Source organism: Sphingomonas sp. LHG3443-2, assembly GCF_049896405.1.
Classification (GTDB): Bacteria; Pseudomonadota; Alphaproteobacteria; order Sphingomonadales; family Sphingomonadaceae; genus Sphingomicrobium.
In genome coordinates this window covers 2,382,930-2,402,324 of the sequence record NZ_JAFCUG010000001.1, presented here as the reverse complement: position 1 = coordinate 2,402,324, position 19,395 = coordinate 2,382,930, and the positions used below count along the sequence as shown (strand labels likewise).

General features: G+C 65.5%; 24 protein-coding genes. 17 read left to right on the top strand and 7 right to left on the bottom strand.

The genetic code is table 11. The features are described from left to right. Positions 1 to 4: 4 nt before the first annotated feature. Together ACP69Z_RS12025 and ACP69Z_RS12020 are read right to left on the bottom strand one after the other, a co-directional pair. On the bottom strand, positions 5 to 379 hold the full coding sequence (locus tag ACP69Z_RS12025) for an OmpA family protein (RefSeq protein ID WP_426267714.1): 375 nt from the start codon (positions 377 to 379) through the stop codon (positions 5 to 7). A gap of 56 nt (positions 380 to 435) precedes the next feature. After that, positions 436 to 597 (bottom strand): hypothetical protein, encoded by a 162-nt coding sequence (locus ACP69Z_RS12020; RefSeq protein ID WP_426267713.1) that lies wholly within the window; start codon positions 595 to 597, stop codon positions 436 to 438. Positions 598 to 808: 211 nt separating this feature from the next. On the opposite strand from ACP69Z_RS12020, the gene ACP69Z_RS12015 reads away from it, so the two are divergent. The 8 genes from ACP69Z_RS12015 to ACP69Z_RS11980 all read left to right on the top strand — a co-directional run bounded on the left by ACP69Z_RS12015 (position 809) and on the right by ACP69Z_RS11980 (position 9,202). After that, the gene (locus ACP69Z_RS12015) at positions 809 to 1,054 is read left to right on the top strand and encodes a hypothetical protein (protein WP_426267712.1); all 246 of its coding nucleotides are present in this window, start codon (positions 809 to 811) and stop codon (positions 1,052 to 1,054) included. A gap of 39 nt (positions 1,055 to 1,093) precedes the next feature. Continuing rightward, positions 1,094 to 1,414 carry a hypothetical protein gene (locus tag ACP69Z_RS12010; protein WP_426267711.1) on the top strand — a complete coding sequence of 107 codons (321 nt, stop codon included), beginning with the start codon at positions 1,094 to 1,096 and terminating at the stop codon, positions 1,412 to 1,414. A 430-nt stretch (positions 1,415 to 1,844) separates the two neighbouring features. Beyond that, the gene (gene smpB, locus ACP69Z_RS12005) at positions 1,845 to 2,333 is read left to right on the top strand and encodes an SsrA-binding protein SmpB (RefSeq protein ID WP_338504807.1); all 489 of its coding nucleotides are present in this window, start codon (positions 1,845 to 1,847) and stop codon (positions 2,331 to 2,333) included. Then, the gene (locus ACP69Z_RS12000) at positions 2,326 to 2,898 is read left to right on the top strand and encodes a DUF2062 domain-containing protein (RefSeq protein ID WP_426267710.1); all 573 of its coding nucleotides are present in this window, start codon (positions 2,326 to 2,328) and stop codon (positions 2,896 to 2,898) included. The genes smpB and ACP69Z_RS12000 overlap by 8 nt, the downstream gene beginning before the upstream one ends. 19 nt (positions 2,899 to 2,917) lie before the next feature. After that, entirely contained in the window at positions 2,918 to 4,993 is a 2,076-nt protein-coding gene (locus ACP69Z_RS11995; RefSeq protein ID WP_426267709.1) for a M13 family metallopeptidase, read from the top strand. A gap of 4 nt (positions 4,994 to 4,997) precedes the next feature. Then, the gene (locus ACP69Z_RS11990) at positions 4,998 to 7,379 is read left to right on the top strand and encodes a response regulator (protein ID WP_426267708.1); all 2,382 of its coding nucleotides are present in this window, start codon (positions 4,998 to 5,000) and stop codon (positions 7,377 to 7,379) included. Between the two features lie 41 nt (positions 7,380 to 7,420). After that, on the top strand, positions 7,421 to 7,786 hold the full coding sequence (locus ACP69Z_RS11985; protein WP_426267707.1) for a response regulator: 366 nt from the start codon (positions 7,421 to 7,423) through the stop codon (positions 7,784 to 7,786). Between the two features lie 84 nt (positions 7,787 to 7,870). Next, a complete protein-coding gene (locus ACP69Z_RS11980; protein ID WP_426267706.1) occupies positions 7,871 to 9,202 on the top strand; it encodes a L,D-transpeptidase family protein in 1,332 nt (443 codons plus the stop codon). 197 nt (positions 9,203 to 9,399) lie between these two features. Here the strand turns inward: ACP69Z_RS11980 and ACP69Z_RS11975 are convergent, their stop codons facing one another. Continuing rightward, entirely contained in the window at positions 9,400 to 10,227 is an 828-nt protein-coding gene (locus tag ACP69Z_RS11975; protein WP_426267705.1) for an outer membrane protein, read from the bottom strand. Between the two features lie 402 nt (positions 10,228 to 10,629). Here ACP69Z_RS11975 and ACP69Z_RS11970 point away from each other — a divergent pair, with 402 nt between their 5' ends. After that, a complete protein-coding gene (locus ACP69Z_RS11970) occupies positions 10,630 to 11,175 on the top strand; it encodes a LuxR C-terminal-related transcriptional regulator (RefSeq protein ID WP_426267704.1) in 546 nt (181 codons plus the stop codon). 205 nt (positions 11,176 to 11,380) lie between these two features. Here ACP69Z_RS11970 and ACP69Z_RS11965 read toward each other — a convergent pair whose 3' ends face one another. Genes ACP69Z_RS11965 through ACP69Z_RS11955 form a run of 3 tightly spaced genes read right to left on the bottom strand, consistent with a single transcriptional unit; the run spans position 11,381 to position 13,697 of the window. Next, positions 11,381 to 12,565 (bottom strand): CCA tRNA nucleotidyltransferase, encoded by a 1,185-nt coding sequence (locus tag ACP69Z_RS11965; RefSeq protein WP_426267703.1) that lies wholly within the window; start codon positions 12,563 to 12,565, stop codon positions 11,381 to 11,383. Then, entirely contained in the window at positions 12,562 to 13,146 is a 585-nt protein-coding gene (locus ACP69Z_RS11960) for a CoA pyrophosphatase (RefSeq protein ID WP_426267702.1), read from the bottom strand. Before ACP69Z_RS11960 ends, ACP69Z_RS11965 begins: the two co-directional genes overlap by 4 nt. Continuing rightward, positions 13,143 to 13,697, bottom strand: a complete 555-nt coding sequence (locus ACP69Z_RS11955) for a DUF1285 domain-containing protein (RefSeq protein WP_426267701.1) — start codon at positions 13,695 to 13,697, stop codon at positions 13,143 to 13,145. The genes ACP69Z_RS11960 and ACP69Z_RS11955 overlap by 4 nt, the downstream gene beginning before the upstream one ends. Positions 13,698 to 13,749: 52 nt before the next feature. On the opposite strand from ACP69Z_RS11955, the gene ACP69Z_RS11950 reads away from it, so the two are divergent. The 8 genes from ACP69Z_RS11950 (at position 13,750) to ACP69Z_RS11915 (ending at position 18,845) form a co-directional block, all read left to right on the top strand. Then, entirely contained in the window at positions 13,750 to 14,475 is a 726-nt protein-coding gene (locus ACP69Z_RS11950) for an SDR family oxidoreductase (protein ID WP_426267700.1), read from the top strand. Continuing rightward, positions 14,475 to 14,903: a dihydroneopterin aldolase gene (locus ACP69Z_RS11945; protein ID WP_426267699.1), complete on the top strand. Its 429-nt coding sequence runs from the start codon at positions 14,475 to 14,477 to the stop codon at positions 14,901 to 14,903. Before ACP69Z_RS11950 ends, ACP69Z_RS11945 begins: the two co-directional genes overlap by 1 nt. A 183-nt stretch (positions 14,904 to 15,086) precedes the next feature. Beyond that, positions 15,087 to 15,779, top strand: a complete 693-nt coding sequence (locus tag ACP69Z_RS11940) for a TonB family protein (protein WP_426267698.1) — start codon at positions 15,087 to 15,089, stop codon at positions 15,777 to 15,779. A 65-nt stretch (positions 15,780 to 15,844) separates the two neighbouring features. After that, positions 15,845 to 16,705, top strand: a complete 861-nt coding sequence (locus tag ACP69Z_RS11935; RefSeq protein WP_426268101.1) for a MotA/TolQ/ExbB proton channel family protein — start codon at positions 15,845 to 15,847, stop codon at positions 16,703 to 16,705. Positions 16,706 to 16,798: 93 nt separating this feature from the next. Next, positions 16,799 to 17,287, top strand: a complete 489-nt coding sequence (locus ACP69Z_RS11930) for an ExbD/TolR family protein (protein WP_426267697.1) — start codon at positions 16,799 to 16,801, stop codon at positions 17,285 to 17,287. A 23-nt stretch (positions 17,288 to 17,310) separates the two neighbouring features. Next, complete coding sequence (locus ACP69Z_RS11925) at positions 17,311 to 17,736, top strand: ExbD/TolR family protein (protein WP_426268100.1); 426 nt, start codon at positions 17,311 to 17,313, stop codon at positions 17,734 to 17,736. A gap of 135 nt (positions 17,737 to 17,871) precedes the next feature. After that, the gene (locus tag ACP69Z_RS11920; RefSeq protein ID WP_426267696.1) at positions 17,872 to 18,396 is read left to right on the top strand and encodes a superoxide dismutase family protein; all 525 of its coding nucleotides are present in this window, start codon (positions 17,872 to 17,874) and stop codon (positions 18,394 to 18,396) included. 125 nt (positions 18,397 to 18,521) lie between these two features. Beyond that, complete coding sequence (locus ACP69Z_RS11915; RefSeq protein ID WP_426267695.1) at positions 18,522 to 18,845, top strand: hypothetical protein; 324 nt, start codon at positions 18,522 to 18,524, stop codon at positions 18,843 to 18,845. A 48-nt stretch (positions 18,846 to 18,893) separates the two neighbouring features. Here ACP69Z_RS11915 and ACP69Z_RS11910 read toward each other — a convergent pair whose 3' ends face one another. Beyond that, positions 18,894 to 19,328 (bottom strand): hypothetical protein, encoded by a 435-nt coding sequence (locus ACP69Z_RS11910; protein WP_426267694.1) that lies wholly within the window; start codon positions 19,326 to 19,328, stop codon positions 18,894 to 18,896. Between the last annotated feature and the right edge of the window lie 67 nt (positions 19,329 to 19,395).

The following is a 19,395-nucleotide window of genomic DNA, read 5'->3' as shown; positions in this document are numbered from 1 at the left end:
TGCGTCACTCAGGACGGATATCAACCCGCCGGTTCTGGATTTCGCGAACACCATCGGCGGTCGGAACGAACGGATTGTCCTCACCCTCGCTGTCGACCGTCAGCGATGATCGGGGAACCCCGCGCGCGACCAGCGCGTCAGCGACGACCTGCGCCCGGCCAAGCGCGAAGCGGCGATTGACTGCGGCGCTACCCGGACGATCGCTATGCCCGGTGACCCGCAGGCGAGTGCCGCCTGCCGCAGCCTTGGCCGCCTCGTCGAGCACCGGTTCCCATTCATGGCGGATTTCCCGCCCTCCACTGTCGAAGAAGATCATCATCGGCGCCGGAGCGGCGCTCGCCTGCGCGGAAGCCAGAAAGACGGAAAGCGTAATCAGCATGGCCGGGGTGTATGTCAGACCCGAAACGGCCTTGCTATCGGAAAGGTGAGGGCGCCTCAGGCGGCGGTTGCAGTGGCGTCGCAAGCGGCGGCGGCACGGGCGGCAAACTGGAGCGCGAGCTTGGCATGCCACTCGCGCGCCGCGGCCGTCATCGAGCGGCTCGCAGCAGCCCGCTCTTCCGCTGCCCGCCGGGCATAATAGCGCTGGTTCGACTCCATTCTTCTGGCTCCACGAACAGGGCAGACCGCCTTTCACGTGAGAGTGGCGGGAGAATGGTGGAGAAAGGGTTAATATCCACAATCGTGCCATCACGGAACAAGTCGTTGCAGATGGGTGACAGGTTCCGTGGTTTCGCGGATCATCGCTGAAACCGAACGACTCGCCGCTCGTTACTCACCTGAACTTAACTTTTGGAGCGAGGGGGCAGCCATGCTGACTTCGAGCATTTCGACGATGAGAAACTACAATCCCACCCTTCGCGGCTACCACGCCGTTTACCGCGAGAATGCGGTCAATCATTGCCCCGGCTGCGGCCGAACGCACTGGCTGATCGGTCGAATGCTGGCCGAATGCGGCTTCTGCGGCACCGCGTTGCCGCTTTCCGAAAGCTATTCGCGTAGCGCCGCGGCACCGATGTTCCGTCATGGGACGGGAGGCCTCAGCCGCGCTGCCTGATCACTCGCGACTCCGGCCGGTTTCTGCTAAGGGGAAACCATGGTCGGAGCCGCACTCCTGCTTGCCGCCGCGCTCAGCACGCCCGGCCCCTTCGCGCTGGTGAACGGCACCGGCACTACCCTCACGACATTGTCGATCCGTGCCGCCGATGGGCGAGGCAACTGGCGCGCTCTGGGCGGTCCGCTCGTCTCTGGCCAGCGCAGCGCCATGCCAGCTCAAGGTGGTGAGCTCTGTGCGTTCGATATTCGCGGCCGCGTCGACGGCGCCGAATTCACCTGGTCGTCGGTCAATCTGTGCGACGTGCGAAGCGTAACCCTGAACCGGCGTCCCGACGGAACGCTCTGGGTCGACTACGACTGATTGGCCGCAGCCGCCGCTGAGTGGTTGTCCGAGCAGGAGCGGGGCGCAGCTTGGCCGACGCCTTGGGCGTCGCGTCGAGCAGCTTGGCGCCCGCTACGAACACGACCAGGCAGCAAATCCCGAAGAACATCCACCCAATCGCACCGGGGTAGAGCGTAAGGTAATGCTTGCCACGCTCGGCGGCGCCCAACGCAATCGCCCAGGTGACGGCCCAGGCCTCCCATCGTGTCTTGATCACGAACAAGCGGCCAACCCGCTGTGCAAAGCCATCCGCCTTCATGCTCATGGTTAAGCAACGGGCGTGCCACCCGCCATGTTCCGCCCTTTTTCCGTTAAGGATGATAGTTACCTGTCAATTAACCCGACTCTTTTGGGCTGGGGTGGCTTTCACCCGGCGGGCGCAGCGCCTAGATGCGGCTTGGAACAATCCATGTCCAAGACCGCACCGCCCTCTCCAGAGTTCGACAAGAAGAAGATCGTGGCTGAAAACCGCCGCGTTCGCTTCGACTATTTCATCGAGCAGAAGTTCGAAGCAGGGATCGCGCTCCAGGGAACCGAGGTGAAGGCACTTCGCAACGGCGAAGGCTCCATCGCGGAAAGCTATGCCACCGTCGAGGACGAGGAAGTGGTGCTGATCAACAGCCACATCCCCGAATACAAAAACGGCAGCTGGATGAACCACGAGCCGCGTCGCAAACGCCGGCTCCTGCTCAAGAAGCGCGAGATCGGGCGGCTGATGGGCGCGATCAACCGGCAGGGCCTGACCCTCGTGCCCTTGTCGATCTACTTCAACGGCAAGGGCAAGGCGAAGGTCGAACTCGCGCTCGCCCGCGGCAAGAAGGTCCACGACAAGCGCGAGACGATCAAGGAGCGCGACTGGAAGCGTGAGCAGCAGCGGCTGATGAAGTCGAATGGCTAATCCGCCCGGCTTCTTCCGCCGGCTCGCCGATAAGGCGACGCCCAGCCGCGAGGAAGTGCTGGAAAGCCGCTGGCTGAAGCCCTTCGGATCGCGGGTCCGCCAGTCCGACCTGTGGCGCTTCACCCGCCGTTCGGTCCCTCGCGGAGTGGCCGCCGGACTGTTTGTCGGTATCTTCCTGATGGTTCCAGGGCTCCAGATCGTCGGGGCTGCCCTGCTGTCGGTGCCGCTACGTGCCAACATTCCGATCGCTGCGGCAATGACCTTCCTCTCCAACCCGGCGACGACGCCCTTCTTCCTCGTCGCGGCCATCGCGCTTGGAAACGAGCTCGGCTTTCATGCCGACCTCGCCGCCTTCAACGCCCTTTACAGTAGCGGCGCCGGTCTTAGCCAGTGGACGACCTGGCTGCTATCCGATGCGGCCCCTGCAATGATCACCGGCCTGTTCTTTATCGCCGTGGCATGTGCGTTCGTCGGCTATGGAGTGTCGATTGTCGTCTGGCGCTGGTGGATCGGCCGCAAGTGGCGCAGGCGCGTGCGTCCCGAGTTATTTCATCGCCAATCCTGAGCTGAAAGAGCGTAAGTCCATGAAGCAATTGCTTGTTTGCCTTGCCGCCACCACCGCCCTCGCTGGATGCGCCGTCACTCCGGTGTCGGTCGAATCCGCCGCCGTTGATCCCGCGCCGACTGCCGTTGCTGTCGCCGCCACCCCGGACCGTCCCAAGCCGGAGCTGGGCACGTACGGCTTCGACGCCGCCGGCATGGACAATGCGGTCAAGCCCGGTGACAATTTCTTCGAGTATGCCAACGGCACCTGGCTGCGCGACACGGCGATCCCGGCCGACAAGAGCGGATACGGCATGTTCGCCAAGCTTGACGATATTTCCAAGCAGCGCACCCGTGAGCTGATCGAGGAAGCCGCCAAGGATCCGAACAGCCGGATCGGCGCGGTCTACGCCAGCTTCACCGACCAGGCGGCGATCGACGCCAAGGGCCTGGCTCCGATCCAGCCCTGGCTTGCCCAGATCAAGGCGCTCAACAACCGCGCCGCCCTGCCGGCGCTCTACGCCGCCGCTGCTCGCAACGGCGTCCGCACCCCGTTGGGCGCCGGAGTTGGTCAGGACGACAAGAACCCCGACAGTTATATCTTCTCGATGTATCAGGGCGGCCTCGGGCTCCCGGACCGCGATTATTACCTCAAGGACGACGCCAAGATCACCGAGATCCGGGCCAAGTACCTTCAGCACCTGACCAACATGCTGACGCTGGCCGGCGAATCGAACGCCGCCGCCCGCGCCCAGGCGATCCTCGCGTTCGAGACGGACATCGCCAAGGTTCACTGGACCCGCGTCGACAGCCGCGACGCGACCAAGACCTATAACAAGATGACGGTGGCTGAGCTCACCCGCAGCGCGCCCGGCTTCGACTTCGCCCGCATGATCCGCGAAAGCGGCGCCAACGGGGTCACCGACATCCTCGTCGCGCAGCCGAGCGCGATCACCGGTGAAGCCCGGATCCTCGGCCGTGCGCCGCTGGCCGTGATCCGCGATCAGCTCATCGTGCGGTCGCTCAGCGCCTATGCGCCGGTCCTGCCGACCGCGATCGACAAGGAACAGTTCGCTTTCTACGGCACCGCCTTGAGCGGCACGCCCGAGCAGGAAGTGCGCTGGAAGCGCGGCGTGTCCTTCACCACCGGCGTGCTGCAGGACGACGTCAGTAAGCTTTATGTCGCCAAATACTTCCCGCCGGAAACCAAGGCTGCGGCCGACGAACTGGTGAAGAACGTCGTCGAAGCAATGGGCCGCCGGATCGACGGTCTGACCTGGATGGCGCCCGCCACCAAGCAGCGCGCGCGCGCCAAGCTGGCGAATTTCACCACCAAGATCGGTTACCCCGATCAGTGGCGTGACATGAGCGGGCTGGAAGTGTCGCGCGACGACGCGTTCGGCAATGCGCTGCGCTCAAACCAGTTCGACTACGCCTACAACATCAACAAGCTCGGCAAGCCGATCTACCGCTGGGAATGGGGCATGACCCCCATGACCATCAATGCTTATGCGAACTTCTCGATGAGCGAGATCGTGTTCCCGGCCGCGATCCTGCAGCCGCCGTTCTTCGATCCCAACGCCGATCCGGCGCTCAACTATGGCGGCATCGGCGCCGTCATTGGGCACGAGATCAGCCACCACTTCGACGATCAGGGCTCGAAGTATGACGAGAACGGCCGTCTCGCCGACTGGTGGACGCCGGCCGACGTGACCGCGTTCAAGGCGGCGACCGACAAGCTCGTCGCGCAGTACGACGCTTACGAACCGTTCCCGGGAACCAAGGTCAACGGCCGCCTGACGCTCGGCGAGAACATCGGCGATCTCGCCGGTCTCACGGTTGCTTACGACGCTTACAAGCACTCGCTGAACGGCGCGCAGGCGCCGGTGCTCGACGGCACCACCGGCGACCAGCGCTTCTATCTTGGCTGGGCGCAGGTGTGGCGGGCCAAGTATCGCGAAGCGGCCGCTCGCCAGCGCCTGCTGACCGATCCGCACAGCCCGTCCGAACAGCGCGTGTCGGTGGTTCGCAACCTCGACCCCTGGTACCAGGCGTACAACGTGCAGGCTGGCCAGAAGCTTTATCTGGCGCCCGAGCAGCGCGTCCGCGTATGGTAAGCTGATGCTCCACGCCAGGCTCGCCGCGATCGACGCTGAACCCGTCCCTCGCGGCGAGCCCTGGCTAGTGCCGCTCATCCTTGCCGCTCTGCTGAGTGGTCTGGCGCTTGTTGCCACAACCACCGCCATGCCGATTGCAGCCATCCCGCTCGGGATCGCGGCGGCCGCGCTGGCGCTGGTCGGCGCTTTCCGCAAGCCGCGCGCGTTCCCTGCTGCCGAGCTTGCCGCTGCGACCACGCCCGACTTCGCCTTGATCTCGGCCGGGCTGAACCTGTGCCATGATCCGGCCGTCCTGACCGATGCGGACGGTGAGGTTCTCAGCGTCAATCGCTCCTATCGGCACCGCTTCCCGACGCTGGCCAATCCGCTTGCCCTTGGGCTTGGTGACGAGGCGACTGCTGCGCTTTCCGAAGCACGGGCCACCGCGTTGCGCGACGGGGCAGGGCACGTGGTCGATCTTCCCGCCGACGGCGCTCCGCTCACCGTATCGGTCGAGCGCGTAGGCGTCGGACGCGATCTCCTGCTTTGGCGGTTCCCACGGCCGCGCCGTTCCCCCATCGGCGTACTCGCCGCGCGGGTCTCCGGCACGGAAGGAGAGGTGTTGGGCGAGGCCGGCGTCCTTGCCGCGGTGGTCGATTCCGATGGCTTGGTAATCGCGGCCAACCCCTTATTCACTCGTCGCACGCAAGCCACGATCGACGGTGGCCAAAGCCTCGAAAGCCTGCTTGCAGGCGCTGGCGACGGGAGGGTGCGCCTCGCCTCCGAAGGTGCCGCCGGTCCGCTACTGCGCCTTCTCCACATTCCGGCCGAACCCGGCACCGGCCAACCAGCTGGCCTCGCGCTTCTCTTCGCCACCGGGGAGTCGCCGGGCATCGCCGAGCCGGCGAGCCTGCAGGCCCTGCTCGACCTCATGCCGCTCGGCCTCGCCCTGGTCGATCGGGACGGCCGCTTTCTCACCAGCAACGGGGCTTTCCGCCGTGCCGCGTCGCTGGACGAGGACAAGGTGCTGCCCGCCTTCCCGAGCGACCTTGTGGTCAAGGAAGACAAGGCGGCCGTCGCCGATGCTGTCCGCCGCAACAGCCGTGGCCCTGCGATGTCGGGCGACCTTGCCGTGCGCCTTCCGCACCAGCCGACGGAGCCGGTCGCGCTGACCATCGCGGGCCTCCGCAACCTCGGCGAAGCCAGCGTCCTCCTCCTGCTCAAGGACAATAGCGAGGAAGCCAAACTCAAGCGCCAGGTCGCACAGGCGACGAAGATGCAGGCGGTCGGCCAGCTCGCCGGCGGCGTTGCGCATGATTTCAACAACATCCTGACAGCGATCATCGGCCACTGCGACCTCATGCTGATGCGCCACACGCCGGGTGACAGCGATTACGATGACATCCAGCAGATCAAGTCCAATTCAAACCGTGCCGCGGGTCTGACCCGGCAGCTGCTCGCCTTCTCGCGCCAGCAAACCCTGCGCCCGCAGGTGCTTCAGCTTCCCGACGTGGTGAGCGAAGTCAGTCATCTTCTGAAGCGCCTGCTGGGCGAAACGGTGGTGCTGCAGGTGAAGCACGGCCGTGAACTGGGCGCCGTTCGCGCCGATCCTGGCCAGCTCGAACAGGTAATCGTCAACCTCGCTGTCAACGCCCGCGACGCGATGCTTGGCAGCGGCGGCGGCAAGCTCATCATCCAGACTTATGCGGTCAGCGCCGACCAGGTCGCCGAACTCGGCTCCGACATCCTGCCCATCGCCGACTATACCGCGCTCAGCATCTCCGACACCGGCTGCGGCATCCCGCCGTCGGTGCTGGGCAAGATCTTCGAACCCTTTTTCACCACCAAGGAAGTGGGCAAGGGCACTGGCCTTGGCCTTTCCACGGTGTACGGCATCGTGAAGCAATCTGGCGGCTTCATCTTCGCAGACAGCAAGGTGGGCGAGGGCACCTCCTTCGTCATCTACCTCCCCGTCCACGAGGAAGAGCGCAAAGCGCCGGCCAAGCCTGCCGCGCCGCAGCCCAAGGCCGAAGAAACCTGGGGCACCGGCGTCGTACTGCTGGTCGAGGACGAAGCCATGGTCCGCACCGTCGCCGAGCGCGCGCTTACCCGCCAGGGCTATACCGTGCTGACCGCCGCCAATGGCGAGGAAGCGCTCGAGATCGTTGCGCGGGGTGAACCAATCGATCTCATGGTCACCGACGTCGTCATGCCGATCATGGACGGCCCGACCATGGCCCGCGAAGCCCGCCTCACCCGGCCCGAACTGCCGATCCTCTTCATGTCCGGCTATGCCGAGGAACAGCTCCGCCGCTCGATCGACTTCGAGAACGTCGCTTTTCTGCCCAAGCCCTTCTCCGTTCAGCAACTTTCGGAAGCGGCCCGGCGGATCCTCGCAAGCCGCTGAAAAGTATTGCCTTACCGTTCCGGACCTGCAAAGGCCGTCGCGTGAGCACGGGGCGTTCCATTCTCGTCGTTGAAGACGAACCATTGATCGCGATGATGCTCGAGGACTTCCTCGAGACCCTGGGTCACGCGATCCACGCCAGCTGCGACAATCTCGCGGATGCGATGGAAGCGTGTGAGCAGGGCGGCTTCGACGTCGCCATCCTCGACGTGAACCTCAAGGGCGAGCTGGTGTGGCCCGTCGCCGAAGCGCTCAGCGCGCGCGGCATCCCTTTCGTGATCGCCAGCGGTGGCCATGTCGAACCGCCGCCCGCCAGCTTCGCGGATGCGCCTTTGCTGGAAAAGCCCTATACCATCGATCGAATTAGCCCGGTCCTCGAACAGGCTGTCGGTCAGCGCACGAATTAAGTGCGGTTGGGCGCTCGGTTCACTTGCCCGACAGTCCATCACCGGTAAAAGGCTGAGGAAACCATCGGTTAACGGGGATCCTCGGTGAACAAGCTCCTCCTTTCGACAACTATTCTGGCGCTGCTGGCCGTCCCTGGCGCTGCCGAAGCCCGCAAGAAGCCCAAGTCTGCTCCTCCCGCCCCGGCGGTGGTGCGGGTTGCGCCGACCGATCCGGTCGAGCTCTACTATTTCCAGCGCGGCGACGCGCCCATCTGGCTGCGTAGCGATGCGACCCGGGCGGCCGCTTCGCGATTGTCGACCCTGCTCCGCCGTGCGCCGATCGACGGCTTTGCGGCAGGCCCGGCGCTTGCCGCCGATGTCGATGCGGCGCTTGCCGCGGCTGTTCCCGGCAATGCCGCTGCCATGCGCGATGCCGAGCTCCGGCTGAGCAAGGCGTGGGTCGCCTATGTCCAGTACCTTCGCACCCCGCCCAAGGGCATGGTCTACGGTTATGAGATGCTGGCGCCGCACAGCCGGCCCGATCAGATCCTGCTGACTACCGCCGCCTCGCCGGACCTCGGCGCCGCGCTTACCCGCATGTCGGACGTGAACCCCGTCTACCGTTCGCTCCGCGATGCGGCGCTCGCCAGCGGCATGACCAGCGCAGACCCGGCCCTGCTGTCCAACCTCGAGCGCGCGCGCGTGCTTCCGTCGTCGGGCCGCTACGCGCTCATCGATGCCGGCAATGCCATGCTTACCATGTACGAGAATGGCCAGGCCGTGGACCGGATGAAGGTCATCGTCGGCATGCCCGACACGCCCACGCCGATGATCGCGAGCATCATCCACTACGCGTATCTCAATCCTTATTGGGAAGTGCCGCCTGCGCTCACCAAGCGGATCATCGCACCGGGCGTGCTGAAGGGCGGCGACGCCTACCTCAAGCGCAACGGCTACGAGGTGATGACCAACTGGACCAACGAGGCGACCGTGGTCCCGGCCAGCGAAGTCAACTGGGCCGCGCTGGCCAAGGATCCGGGCCTTGTCCGCGTTCGCCAGCGTCCGGGGCCGCTCAACAGCCTCGCCGGCATGAAGATTCCCTTCCCGAGCGGGCAGGACATCTTCCTCCACGATACGCTGGACAAGTCGAAGTTCGCCAAGACCGATCGTCACCTGTCGAACGGCTGTGTGCGGCTTGAAGATGCGCAGCGCTTTTATCGCTGGCTGCACGGCAACGCGCCCGCGCCTCAGACCAAGGAAGCCGACGTCCTCGTCAAGCTGCCGCAAGGCGTGCCGATCTACCTGACCTACATCACGCAGGAAGCGGACGCCGGCGGCAAGCTTGCGTCGCGTGGCGACCCTTATGGCTGGGACGGCCGACCGGATCGGCAGCTTGCCGCGTCGACCTACACCAGCCCGACCCGCGGGGCGCCGTAAGCGCGTCTGGGACGCCGCTCAGGCACTGACATGAGACGGGCGGGGCACCGGTAGGCGCCTCGCCCTTTTTCGTGCCGGAGGCGCCGCAGAGAGCCGCGCACGGCACAAAGAAAAACGGGGCGGAGCGATGAGCTCCACCCCGTCTTCTTTTGCGTCACCGCAAGTTGCAGGCCCCCGGAAGGGCCTGCGCCTTGAGCTTAGCCGCGGACCGGAGCAACCGGCGGCGGCGGCGGCGGCGGCGGCGGCACCGGGCACGCGTCGGTCGCCAGGATCACCGAACCATCCGGGCAGGTCTGCGTCGGCGGGGGCGGCGGGGGAGGCGGCGGCGGCGGCGGCGGCGGGGGCGGCGGAGGCGGCGGGGCCGCACCACCGAGGTTGAACGACAGGCTGGCCATCAGCGAGTGCGACCGGAAACGCGATTCCGATTCACCGGCGACGGTGGTCACCGGAGCAAACGAGATGTCGTCATCGAGATCATGGTTGAAGAAGCGATACTTCAGACCGAAATCGATGTTGTCGCTGACCGGATAGCGAACGCCGGCAAGGACCTGCCAAGCGAAGCCGCTGTCCTTGAGTTCGCGGCCGCTGAGAGCCGCGGTCGACAGGCGAACCTTGGTACGAGCATAGCCGGCGCCACCGCCGACAAAGCCCTGCCAACCATCGTCAGCGCCGAAGTCGAGGAGCAGGTTGCCCATCACCGACAGCGAGGTCGAACGGCCGTTGGCCTCGACAATGGTGCCGTTGAGGTTGTACTCGTCGTGCTTCGCACGCTTGTAGGCCACTTCGGCTTCAGCGCGGATCAGACCGAAGTCGTAACCAGCGTTGACGCCGACATCGTAACCGTACTTGTGGTCGCCGATGGCATAATCGTTAAAAGTCGTGCCGGCTGCATTGGTGACGTCGATGTTGATGTCTTCAACAATCATCGCACCCAGGTCTACGCCGACGTAGCCCGCACCATCGCGGGCCATTGCCGGCGAGGTGATGGCTGCCGCTGCGACGGCTGCCAGGAGGTATTTGCGCATGCTTTCCCCTTCTCGCTCGAGAGTTAGTGTTGATGGCGCCCCGAACCTGTAGAGCAGCCAATTAGTTTCGCTCAAGCGAAAGCTGAACGGGCATCGGCCGTGAACTGTGTCATTCCTGCAACGGTGGAAAGCGGGCCAGAATGCTCCTCGCAGCACTCAAGATACGGATGTGAAACAAGATTTTCGACTGGCGGGCACCGACCGGAAGAGATGGTCTTGGCACAAAACCGGTTCCCGTCCAGTTTGACGTGATGGTGCCGGCAGACGGGTTGAGCTTGGCTCTCGCCACCGTCACTGGAGAGGTGTAGTGCCTTGCGGAAGGGAAGCGGAGGAGCTGTGCTGGCTTCGGTTGATGATGAACGTCTGATCGAAACGGTGGGATTCAGTCCCATCGCGACCGTTTTGAGCAATCCTCGCAAGCCGGATAATCCGCTGGAGGTCGCCAATCAGGCCTTTTGCGATCTTACCGGCTATGCAGAGGGCGAGATCCTCGGGCGCAACTGCCGCTTCCTGTCAGGGCTCGGAACGGAACCCTGGCTGACCGAGCGCATCCGCGAAGGCGTCCGCACCCGCTCGTCGGTGCTGGTCGACATTCTGAACTACAAAAAGGATGGAACTCCGTTTCGCAACGCGGTTCTGGTGACGCCCCTGTTCGACGCGGAGGGCGATCTCACCTGGTTCCTCGGCAGCCAGGTCGAGCTTGGCTCTGAAAGCACGTCGATCTTCATCGGCCGGCGTGAAAAGGCGGTGATTGCCGTCAACAGCCTCCCGCCGCGTCAGCGCCAGGTGCTGGAACTGATCGCCAAGGGCCTGCTCAACAAGCAAATTGCCTGGGAACTCAAGATTAGCGAGAAGACGGTAAAGATGCACCGGGCCCTGCTGATGGAGCGGCTCGGCGTGCCAACCAGCGCGGATCTCATCCGTCTTGCGGTGGAGGCAGGTCTCTGACCCTTGGCGGGTTGGTACCTTCCTAAGCCCATCTGTCGCACACCAATTCGCGGCCTATTCTGATCATCCCCGCTTCGGTGCACCGCTTCCCCTTGGCAGCACCGGGACGACGTTGCCGGAGCTCTACGGAGCCCGGACAAGACATGTGCCGGCCGCGGTGCCCGCCCGCCGCGACCGGCACATCGTTGCATCGCTTGGCCGGCGATCAGTGGCGCGTGGCGGCCATTTCGTCCGCCACCAACTGCTCCAGGCGCGCCTCGTCCGGGAAGCCCTCCGCCACCCAGCGCTGTTCGATCCGTTTGAGCGTCTTCGCTACCTCGGGGCCCGGCGTGATTCCTCGCGCGATGAGCTGCCCGCCGCCGAGCGGCAGACGCGGCGGGGTCCAGCCCCTGAGTGCCGCTGCCGCCGCTGCGTCTCCCCCCAGCAGCAAACGGTCCTGCGTCTCGGCAACGCCGATCGCATACGCGAGCGCCCGTGGCGGCTCTCCTGCATAAGGCGCGGCGGCCAGGGCCATCCGCTTGCGGACCTTGTTGCTGAGCTTCAGCCGCGCAGCGACCTTTTCGGCCACCAGCGGCTCCGCCGGAAGCAGCGCGGAGAAGCGACGGAGGGGCTCGGGAGCGACATCGGCCGCCCTCTCGGTCTCGACCAGCGCGGCCAGCCGTGAAGGCGCCTCAGACGCAATCTCGGGCAGCACGGGCGCTAGCAGGCCATGCTCCAGCATCAGCGTCACCGTCGGCACCGGGTCGGGGAGGGCGAGCAGCTTCAGCCACTCGTCCGCGATACGTTCCCGCGACAGCGCCATCAGATCATTGGCGCGCTCGGCACAAGCGGCGAGGCCGGCCTCGTCCACCCCGCGCCCGAACCGCGCCGTGAAGCGGAAAAAGCGCAAGATCCGAAGATGGTCCTCGGCGATCCGTTGCAGCGGCTCGCCGATGAACCGCACGGCCCGTGCCTCGAGATCGGCAAGCCCGCCGAAATAATCCTGCACCTCGTTCGTGGCCGGGTCGAAGTTGAGCGCGTTGATGGTGAAATCGCGCCGCGCGGCGTCCTCCCGCCAGTCCTCCGTGAAGCCAACGGTCGCATGACGCCCGTCGGTCGCCAGGTCGGTGCGAAGGGTAGTGACCTCGATCGTCTCGCCTTTGCTCACCGCAGTGACGGTGCCGTGCGCAATGCCGGTCGGGATGGTGCGGATACCGGCCGCGCCGCAGCGCCGCATCACCTCATACGGGCTGAGCACAGTCGCCACATCGACATCGGCGACCTCGACCCCGAGCAGCCCGTCCCGGACCGCGCCACCGACCAGCCGCGCTTCGCCGGAGCCCAGCGCCGCAAACAGCGCAGCGACTCCCGGCCGCTCGACGATCGCCTGAAGCGCGCTCGTGTCGGTCATGCTTCGAGCCGCCGCGTCAGGTTGACCAGCATGGCGGCGGTCGCGCCCCAGATTCGGCGGCCGTTCCAGTCGATCTCGTAATAATGGCGGCGCGCGCCGCGAAACTCAGCAGACATGCGGCGCTGATTGGCGGGGTCGAGAAGAAAGGCAAGCGGCGCCTCGAACAGGTCGGCCACCTCCTGCTCCTGCGCGAGAAGCGGCAGATCGGCATCGACCTCACCGACGACCGGCACCACCTGATAGCCTGTCACGGTGCGATAAGGGTCGGCATTGCCCCAAAGGGTCACCGCGGCGCGGGGAAGGCCGATCTCCTCTTCCGCCTCGCGCAAGGCGGCGGCGGCGATGTCCGCATCCTCGGGATCGACCCGGCCACCCGGAAAGGCAACTTGACCGGCATGGGTGCGCAGATGCTCACGCCGAACGGTGAGGAGCACCCCTGGCTCGGCCCGGCGGGTGATCGCCACCAGCACGGCCGCCGGCACCGCCGCTGCCACTTCCTCACCGTCGAGGAGATCGCCGGCAAGCAAAGTCGGCGGGGCCGGACGATCCAGCGCGGCGCGCAGCCGCTCGGTCAGCGTCACGAGGTGGGGAAGGGGAAGAACGTGCCCGCGCTCCACACGCCCGGCGGATTTTCGGCCAGGGCCAGCTCGGCCAGCTCGTACCAGACCGGTCGCTCCAGGCTGGCTTCGATCCCGTGGCGCACCCCGACGAGAGGCAGGTCGTCGACAAAGCGCAACGGGTGATCAGGCCCCAGGATCACCGCGCCGCCATCGCTGAGCTGGAAGGCGATCCGCCTCGCCTCGCCTATGCCCTCGTGACTCATGGCCGTGACCCGCAGCGCCGCCAGCTCGACCTCGATGTCGAGCTTCTCGACCGGAGTGACCAGCACATGGCGGCCGTCGGGCTCACGCCGCAGAACCGAAGCGAACAAGCGCACCAGTGCTTCGCGCTCGATCCTTTTGCCCTCGTGGAACCAGCGCCCTTCGCGGTCGATCCGCATCCCGCTGTTGCCGCAATGCGAAGGGTTCCAGCGATCCACCGGCGGGCCGCCGCGGGCCGACGCGGCGGCCGCGATCTCGTCGAGGCTGCGCCCGGCAAGCTCAAGCGGGGGACGGGTCTCCGGCATCGGCATCGCAGATAGGCCAGCTGTTTGTTTAGGCAAGGCCAGCCGCTAGGACGAGCTTATGAGCAAGGTCGCGATCGTCACCGGAGCCGGCAAACGAGTAGGGCGGGTGCTGGCGCAAGGGTTGCTGGCCGATGGTTGGCAAGTCATCGCCCACGTCCGCAGCAAAGAGGACGAGGTGCCGGCCGGTGCGATCCGCGCAGCGGCCGATCTGAGCGATGGCAAGCAGGCAGTCGAAGCCATCCTCGCCGCTTGCCCTGCGCCGCCCGGCTTGCTGGTCAACAATGCCGCGCGCTTCGCCGCCGACAGCCTGCACGATTTTTCCGCCGACGAGCTCTCCGCGCACATGGCCGTCAATGTTGCAGCGCCGGCGCTGCTGACCGCTGCCTTTGCCGCGGCAGGCGGGGAAGGGGACCGGCTGGTGGTCAACATCCTTGACGCCAAACTTGCCGCGCCCAACCCCGATTTCCTCAGCTACACCCTATCCAAGGCAGCGCTAGCGACGCTCACAGACCTCAGTGCTCGGGCGCTGAGCGGGCAGCGCATCCGCGTCAACGCCATCGCTCCGGCGCTGATGCTGCTTTCCGAAGGGCAAAGCGAAGACAATTTCGCCGCAACCCACGCCTTCAATCCCCTCGGCCGCGGGGTCGAGCCAGCGGACGTGCTCGCTGCCCTGCGATTCCTGGTGGACTCGCCCACGCTCACCGGCGAGACGCTCACGCTTGATGGCGGGCAGCGCTTCTGGCGGCTGCCCCGCGACGTGCAATTTCTGGAGCCCAAGCCTTGATGACCGACGTTGCCGAGTTCACCCCCCGTCTCGACGGGCTGGTGCCGCCCGCGCTGGCGGTGCGCTCTGCCAAGATCCACCTCGACGGTCTGGCGGTGATGACCGACATCGGCTTCCACGATTTCGAGATCGGCACGCCCCAGCGCCTGCTGATCAGCGTCGAGGTCTGGCTCGACGAGACGGCCGCGCCCGACGGCGACCTCGCGGCCAAGGCATGGAACTACGATCACCTCCGGCTCGAGATCGAACGAATCGCTTCGTCGCGGCGATTCAATCTGCAGGAGACGGTTGCCCGCGAAATCTACGATTGGATCGCCGCACGAGCCGGTGTGAAAGGACTTCGCGTCGCGACCTCGAAGCCGGACGTCTATCCGAACGCCCGAGGGGTGGGCGTTGAAATCGCCAGCTTTTCTGGTTCAGCCCCGTAATGAAATCGGCATACGGTTGAAGAGGCGGAACAATATGATTGCACCGCCATTGAGGCCACATTAAGGAAGCGCGCCGACCCCGCCGATGATATGTTGAACCATCGGCCCATCAGATCGGAACCGCTTGCCCTTGGGCGGCTCCGGACCTGAAGGAAGGTCACCCCTGAGGAGAATTGCGGCAGGATGTCTTACGCCAATCGCAGGCAGATGAGCGGGAACAGGACGGTTTCGATCGTCATTGTCGCCTTGCTGCATGTGCTGCTCGGATATGCGATCATCACCGGCCTCGCGTACAATGTCGTGAAGAAGGCCGCTGAGGATTTGAAGACCTTCGACGTCGAGGAGGAGCCGCCGCCCCCGCCGGAAGAGCCACCGCCCCCGCCGCCGGAGAAGCAAGTTGAAACCCCGCCGCCGCCGGTGGTGTCGCCGCCGCCTCTGGTGCGCACCAACACCCCGCCGCCGCCGGTCAGCACGGTGAATGTCGCGCCGCCGCCGGTCATTACGACCACGGCGCCGCCGATCCCGCCGGCTCCGCCTGCGCCGCCCGCTCCGCCTCCGCCGCCGCCGCCGGCAGTGAAGGTGCAGCCGGCCAAGGCTCGCGCGAACCTCGCTTCCTATTTCTCGGACGACGATTATCCGCAGGACGCGATCCGCAACGAGCAGCAGGGCACCACGGGTGTTCGGCTGGAGATCGGCCCGGACGGCCGTGTTACCAACTGCACCGTGACCAGCTCGTCGGGGTCCAGTTCGCTGGACAGCACGACCTGCCGCCTGCTTCGCAGCCGGGCCCGGTTCACCCCGGCGACGGACAGCAGCGGTGCACGGACCAGCGACACCACAAGCACGCGAATCGTCTGGCGCCTGCCTGCGGACTGATTGTCACCGACCTTTCATCTAACGGTTTCCACTTAAGGATACGCACTATGACCTTCGTCTCTCTGATGGCCGCCGCGGCCGCCGCTCCGGCGGGTGACAACCCCTACGGCCTTCTACAGGCGCTGAATGAGGGTGGTCTGATCTCCTGGGCTACCTTTGTCATCCTGGTCGCCATGTCGATCGGCACCTTCTACATCCTGTTCACCAAATTCTTCGAGCAGCAGAAGATCATCAGCCAGGGCAACAAGGTCCGGGCCAGCTTCTGGAACTCGCCGAACCTCAAGGACGCTTCGGGCAAGCTCGACGCCAAGAGCGCCTACCGGGCGATCGTCGACGACACGCTCGTCGCTCAGGAGCAGCACGGAAAGCTGACCAACCCGGTCGACCAGCATGACTGGATGGCCAACAGCCTCGCCCGCTCGCAGGGTGGCATTGGCGCCCGTCTCGGCGAAGGCCTGGCCTTCCTCGCCACCGTCGGTTCGACCGCGCCGTTCATCGGTCTGTTCGGTACCGTGGTCGGCATCTACCGCGCGCTGATCAAGATCGGTGCGTCGGGCCAGGCCTCGATCAGCACCGTCGCCGGCCCGGTCGGTGAAGCGCTCATCATGACCGCGCTCGGCCTCGTCGTCGCCGTTCCGGCCGTGCTTGCCTACAACTGGCTGATCCGCCGCAACAAGTCGATCATGGAAGACCTCGCGGCCTTCACCAACGACCTGCACGGCTACGTCATGAGCGAAGGCAAGGTTAAGCCTGCCGCCGTCGCCGGTGGCGCTGCCAACGCCGGTTCGGCTTCGGTCGCCAAGGGTGCGCAAACCCGTTCGGGCGCTGCTCCGACCCCAGCCGGCACCCAGCCGCTGACCGCCGGTCAGACCTCGACCGGCCAGCAGGCCGGCGGCACTGGCACCACCACGGTGGACCGCCGCTAAGCCACGGTTCAGGGAGCCGGGCGCTTGTGTGGCGTCCGGCTCCTACCTCCGGGCCAGCGTGCCAACCACTTCTAAAGAGGGAAGTATCCTCCCATGGCAATGAGTGTCGGCAAGGAAGACGGCGAAGACGTCCCGATGTCCGACATCAACACCACGCCCCTCGTGGACGTGATGCTGGTGCTCCTGATCATCTTCCTCATCGCGGTTCCGGTCGTGGTGGAAACCGTTCCGATCGCGCTTCCGGCAACTGCCTATGAAGCGCGTGAGACCAAGCCCGAAAACGTTGAGCTGACCATCCGCGGCGGCCCTGGCGGGACCTGTGAAGTCTATTGGGGGATGACCCCGATCGACAGCCAGACCCTGCTCGACCGCTCGGTCAAGTCGCTCGAGGATGCCATCGCCAAGGTCGGCGGGGCGGAAAACCTCACCGATGAAACCATGCCTGAAGCCCATCTGCGCGGCGACGTGAACACGCCGTACAAGTGCATCGGCGGGGCCATCTTCACCATGCAGCGGGCCGGTTTTGCCCGTGTTGGTTTCGTGTCCGAACCGCCGCCCGGTTCAACCGTTACCCGGCTGTAAAAGAAGGAATTCGCCCCATGGCGATGCAGACGACTTCGAATAACTCCGAAGGCGAACCGATGATGGAGATGAATACCACTCCGCTCATCGACGTCATGCTGGTGCTGATCATCATGCTGATCATCACCATCCCGCCGCAGACCCACGCCGTGAAGCTTGACCTCCCGCAGGGTGACAACCCGCAGCAGGAGATTATCGACCCGGTCAAGAACAAGATCGTGGTTACCCAAGGCAATGCCATCCTGTGGAATGGCGCCCCGGTGAACCAGGTTCAGCTGCGCCAGTATCTCGACATCACCCAGCAGATGAACCCGGTCCCCGAACTGCACCTGCAGCCGGAGCCGGAAGCGCGCTACGACCTCGTCGATCAGGTGCTCGTCGTGACCAAGCAGGCGAACGTGTCCAAGATGGGCTTCGTCGGTAACGAGGCCTACGGCAAGGCCTTCTAAGGCCCGCAAGCCACCAGGTTCGGGAACCATCCCGAATGATCCTGGGCGGCCCTCCTGAACAAGGAGGGTCGCCCTTTTTTCGTGGTGGCGCGTTCAGGCGGAACCAGACATTCGTTTCCAGGAGAAGTTCGCCCCATGTGCCAGATGTCCAGCCTTTGCCTGATCCTTGCCGGCGCGGCGTCGCTTGCCGCGTGCGCCACCCCCAGCGACGCGCCGTCCAGCGCCAAGTCGGTGCCGCTTGTCGGCGCCAGCGGACAGGCGATCGGCACCGTCCGCATGTGGGAGACACCGGGCGCGGTCAGCTTCCGGGTCGAAGGCAACGGCCTCGCGGTCGGCCGCAAGGGCATTCACGTCCATGCTGTCGGCCGCTGTGACGCGCCGGCCTTCACCACCGCCGGCGCGCACTGGAACCCCGCGTCGCGAAAGCACGGCCTGTCCAACCCGCAAGGGCCGCATGCGGGTGACCTTGCCAATGTGCCGGTCGCTGCCAACGGCACCCTGCGCGAGACCGTGGTGCTGACCGGTGCCAGCCTTGCTGCCTTGCGCGATGCCGACGGATCGGCGCTGGTGCTGCACGCGGGCGAGGACGACAATGTCACCGATCCTTCGGGCAACAGCGGCGACCGCATCGCCTGCGCCGTGCTCAGCCCCGCCGGCTGATCGTTGCGCCGTTGGAGGTTCCGCTGAACCTCCTGCCCAATAAGCCGTAGCGGCCTTTGAACGCAGGCTTCGTTGAGGGGGTGGCGGGTCCAACACCGCCGCCCAGTCAACAGGAGCTTCACCACATGCCGCAGCGTTTCGTCGCCACCGAGAATGCCTTCGACAAGGGCATTGAGAACACCACACCCAAGGCCGGCGCCAAGCTTGCGGGCGAGTGGGCCGAAGCCGTCTGCAAGGCCGATTTCACCGGCGCCAAGGGCCTCGCTTCCGAGCTCGAGCGGCTGGAGAAGCTGCTGAGCGCCGACGAGCCCGACACCGACAAGCTCAAGACCCTGCTCGAAAAGATCGGCCAGGACACCGCCAAGGCTGCCGACCGGGCCGAGGATCCCAAGGTCGCCGACAAGGTCCGCAAGCTTGCCGAAGCGATGGGCGCCAAACAGACCGGCTGAAGAGCAAGAAGGTGCGGTCCAGCGTGGATCGCCCCTTCGCCGTCGCGGTTACGCGCCCGAGGGTCCGCCGCTGGTCATGTCCGACTGGCCCTTGTCGAGCGGAATAGCTTCGCCGGTAGCCTTGTCGAGCTTCCCTGCTGTCCACCGATCCAGCGCGGTGCAAGCGCCGACAAAGGCTAACGCGCCCAATACCGCACCCGGCTTCTTGGAAGTGCGCAGCGCCAGCAGAAGCGCGGCCGTGTCCATCGTGTCTCCGAACACCCGGTTCCAGCTGTTGAACGACACCGCTGGTCCGCGCACCAGCATCGCTCCCGCGGCAATCTCCCTGAGGCCGAACGCGCGGATCACGCTCTTGGCCGAACCGTCGGGGTCAAGGCCGAGCCCCTTGGCGATCTTTTGGGGAGCAAAGAGCTCCGCCGCGCCGAGCGCGAGACTGAAGATACCAAGGCCTAGGCCCGTCTGTTTGGCGGCAATTGCTGACATGAGGGAACGCTCCTGTGGGGAAGTGCAGCCAACGGACTCGCGTGGCTCCCCGTTCCCCATTCCTCCC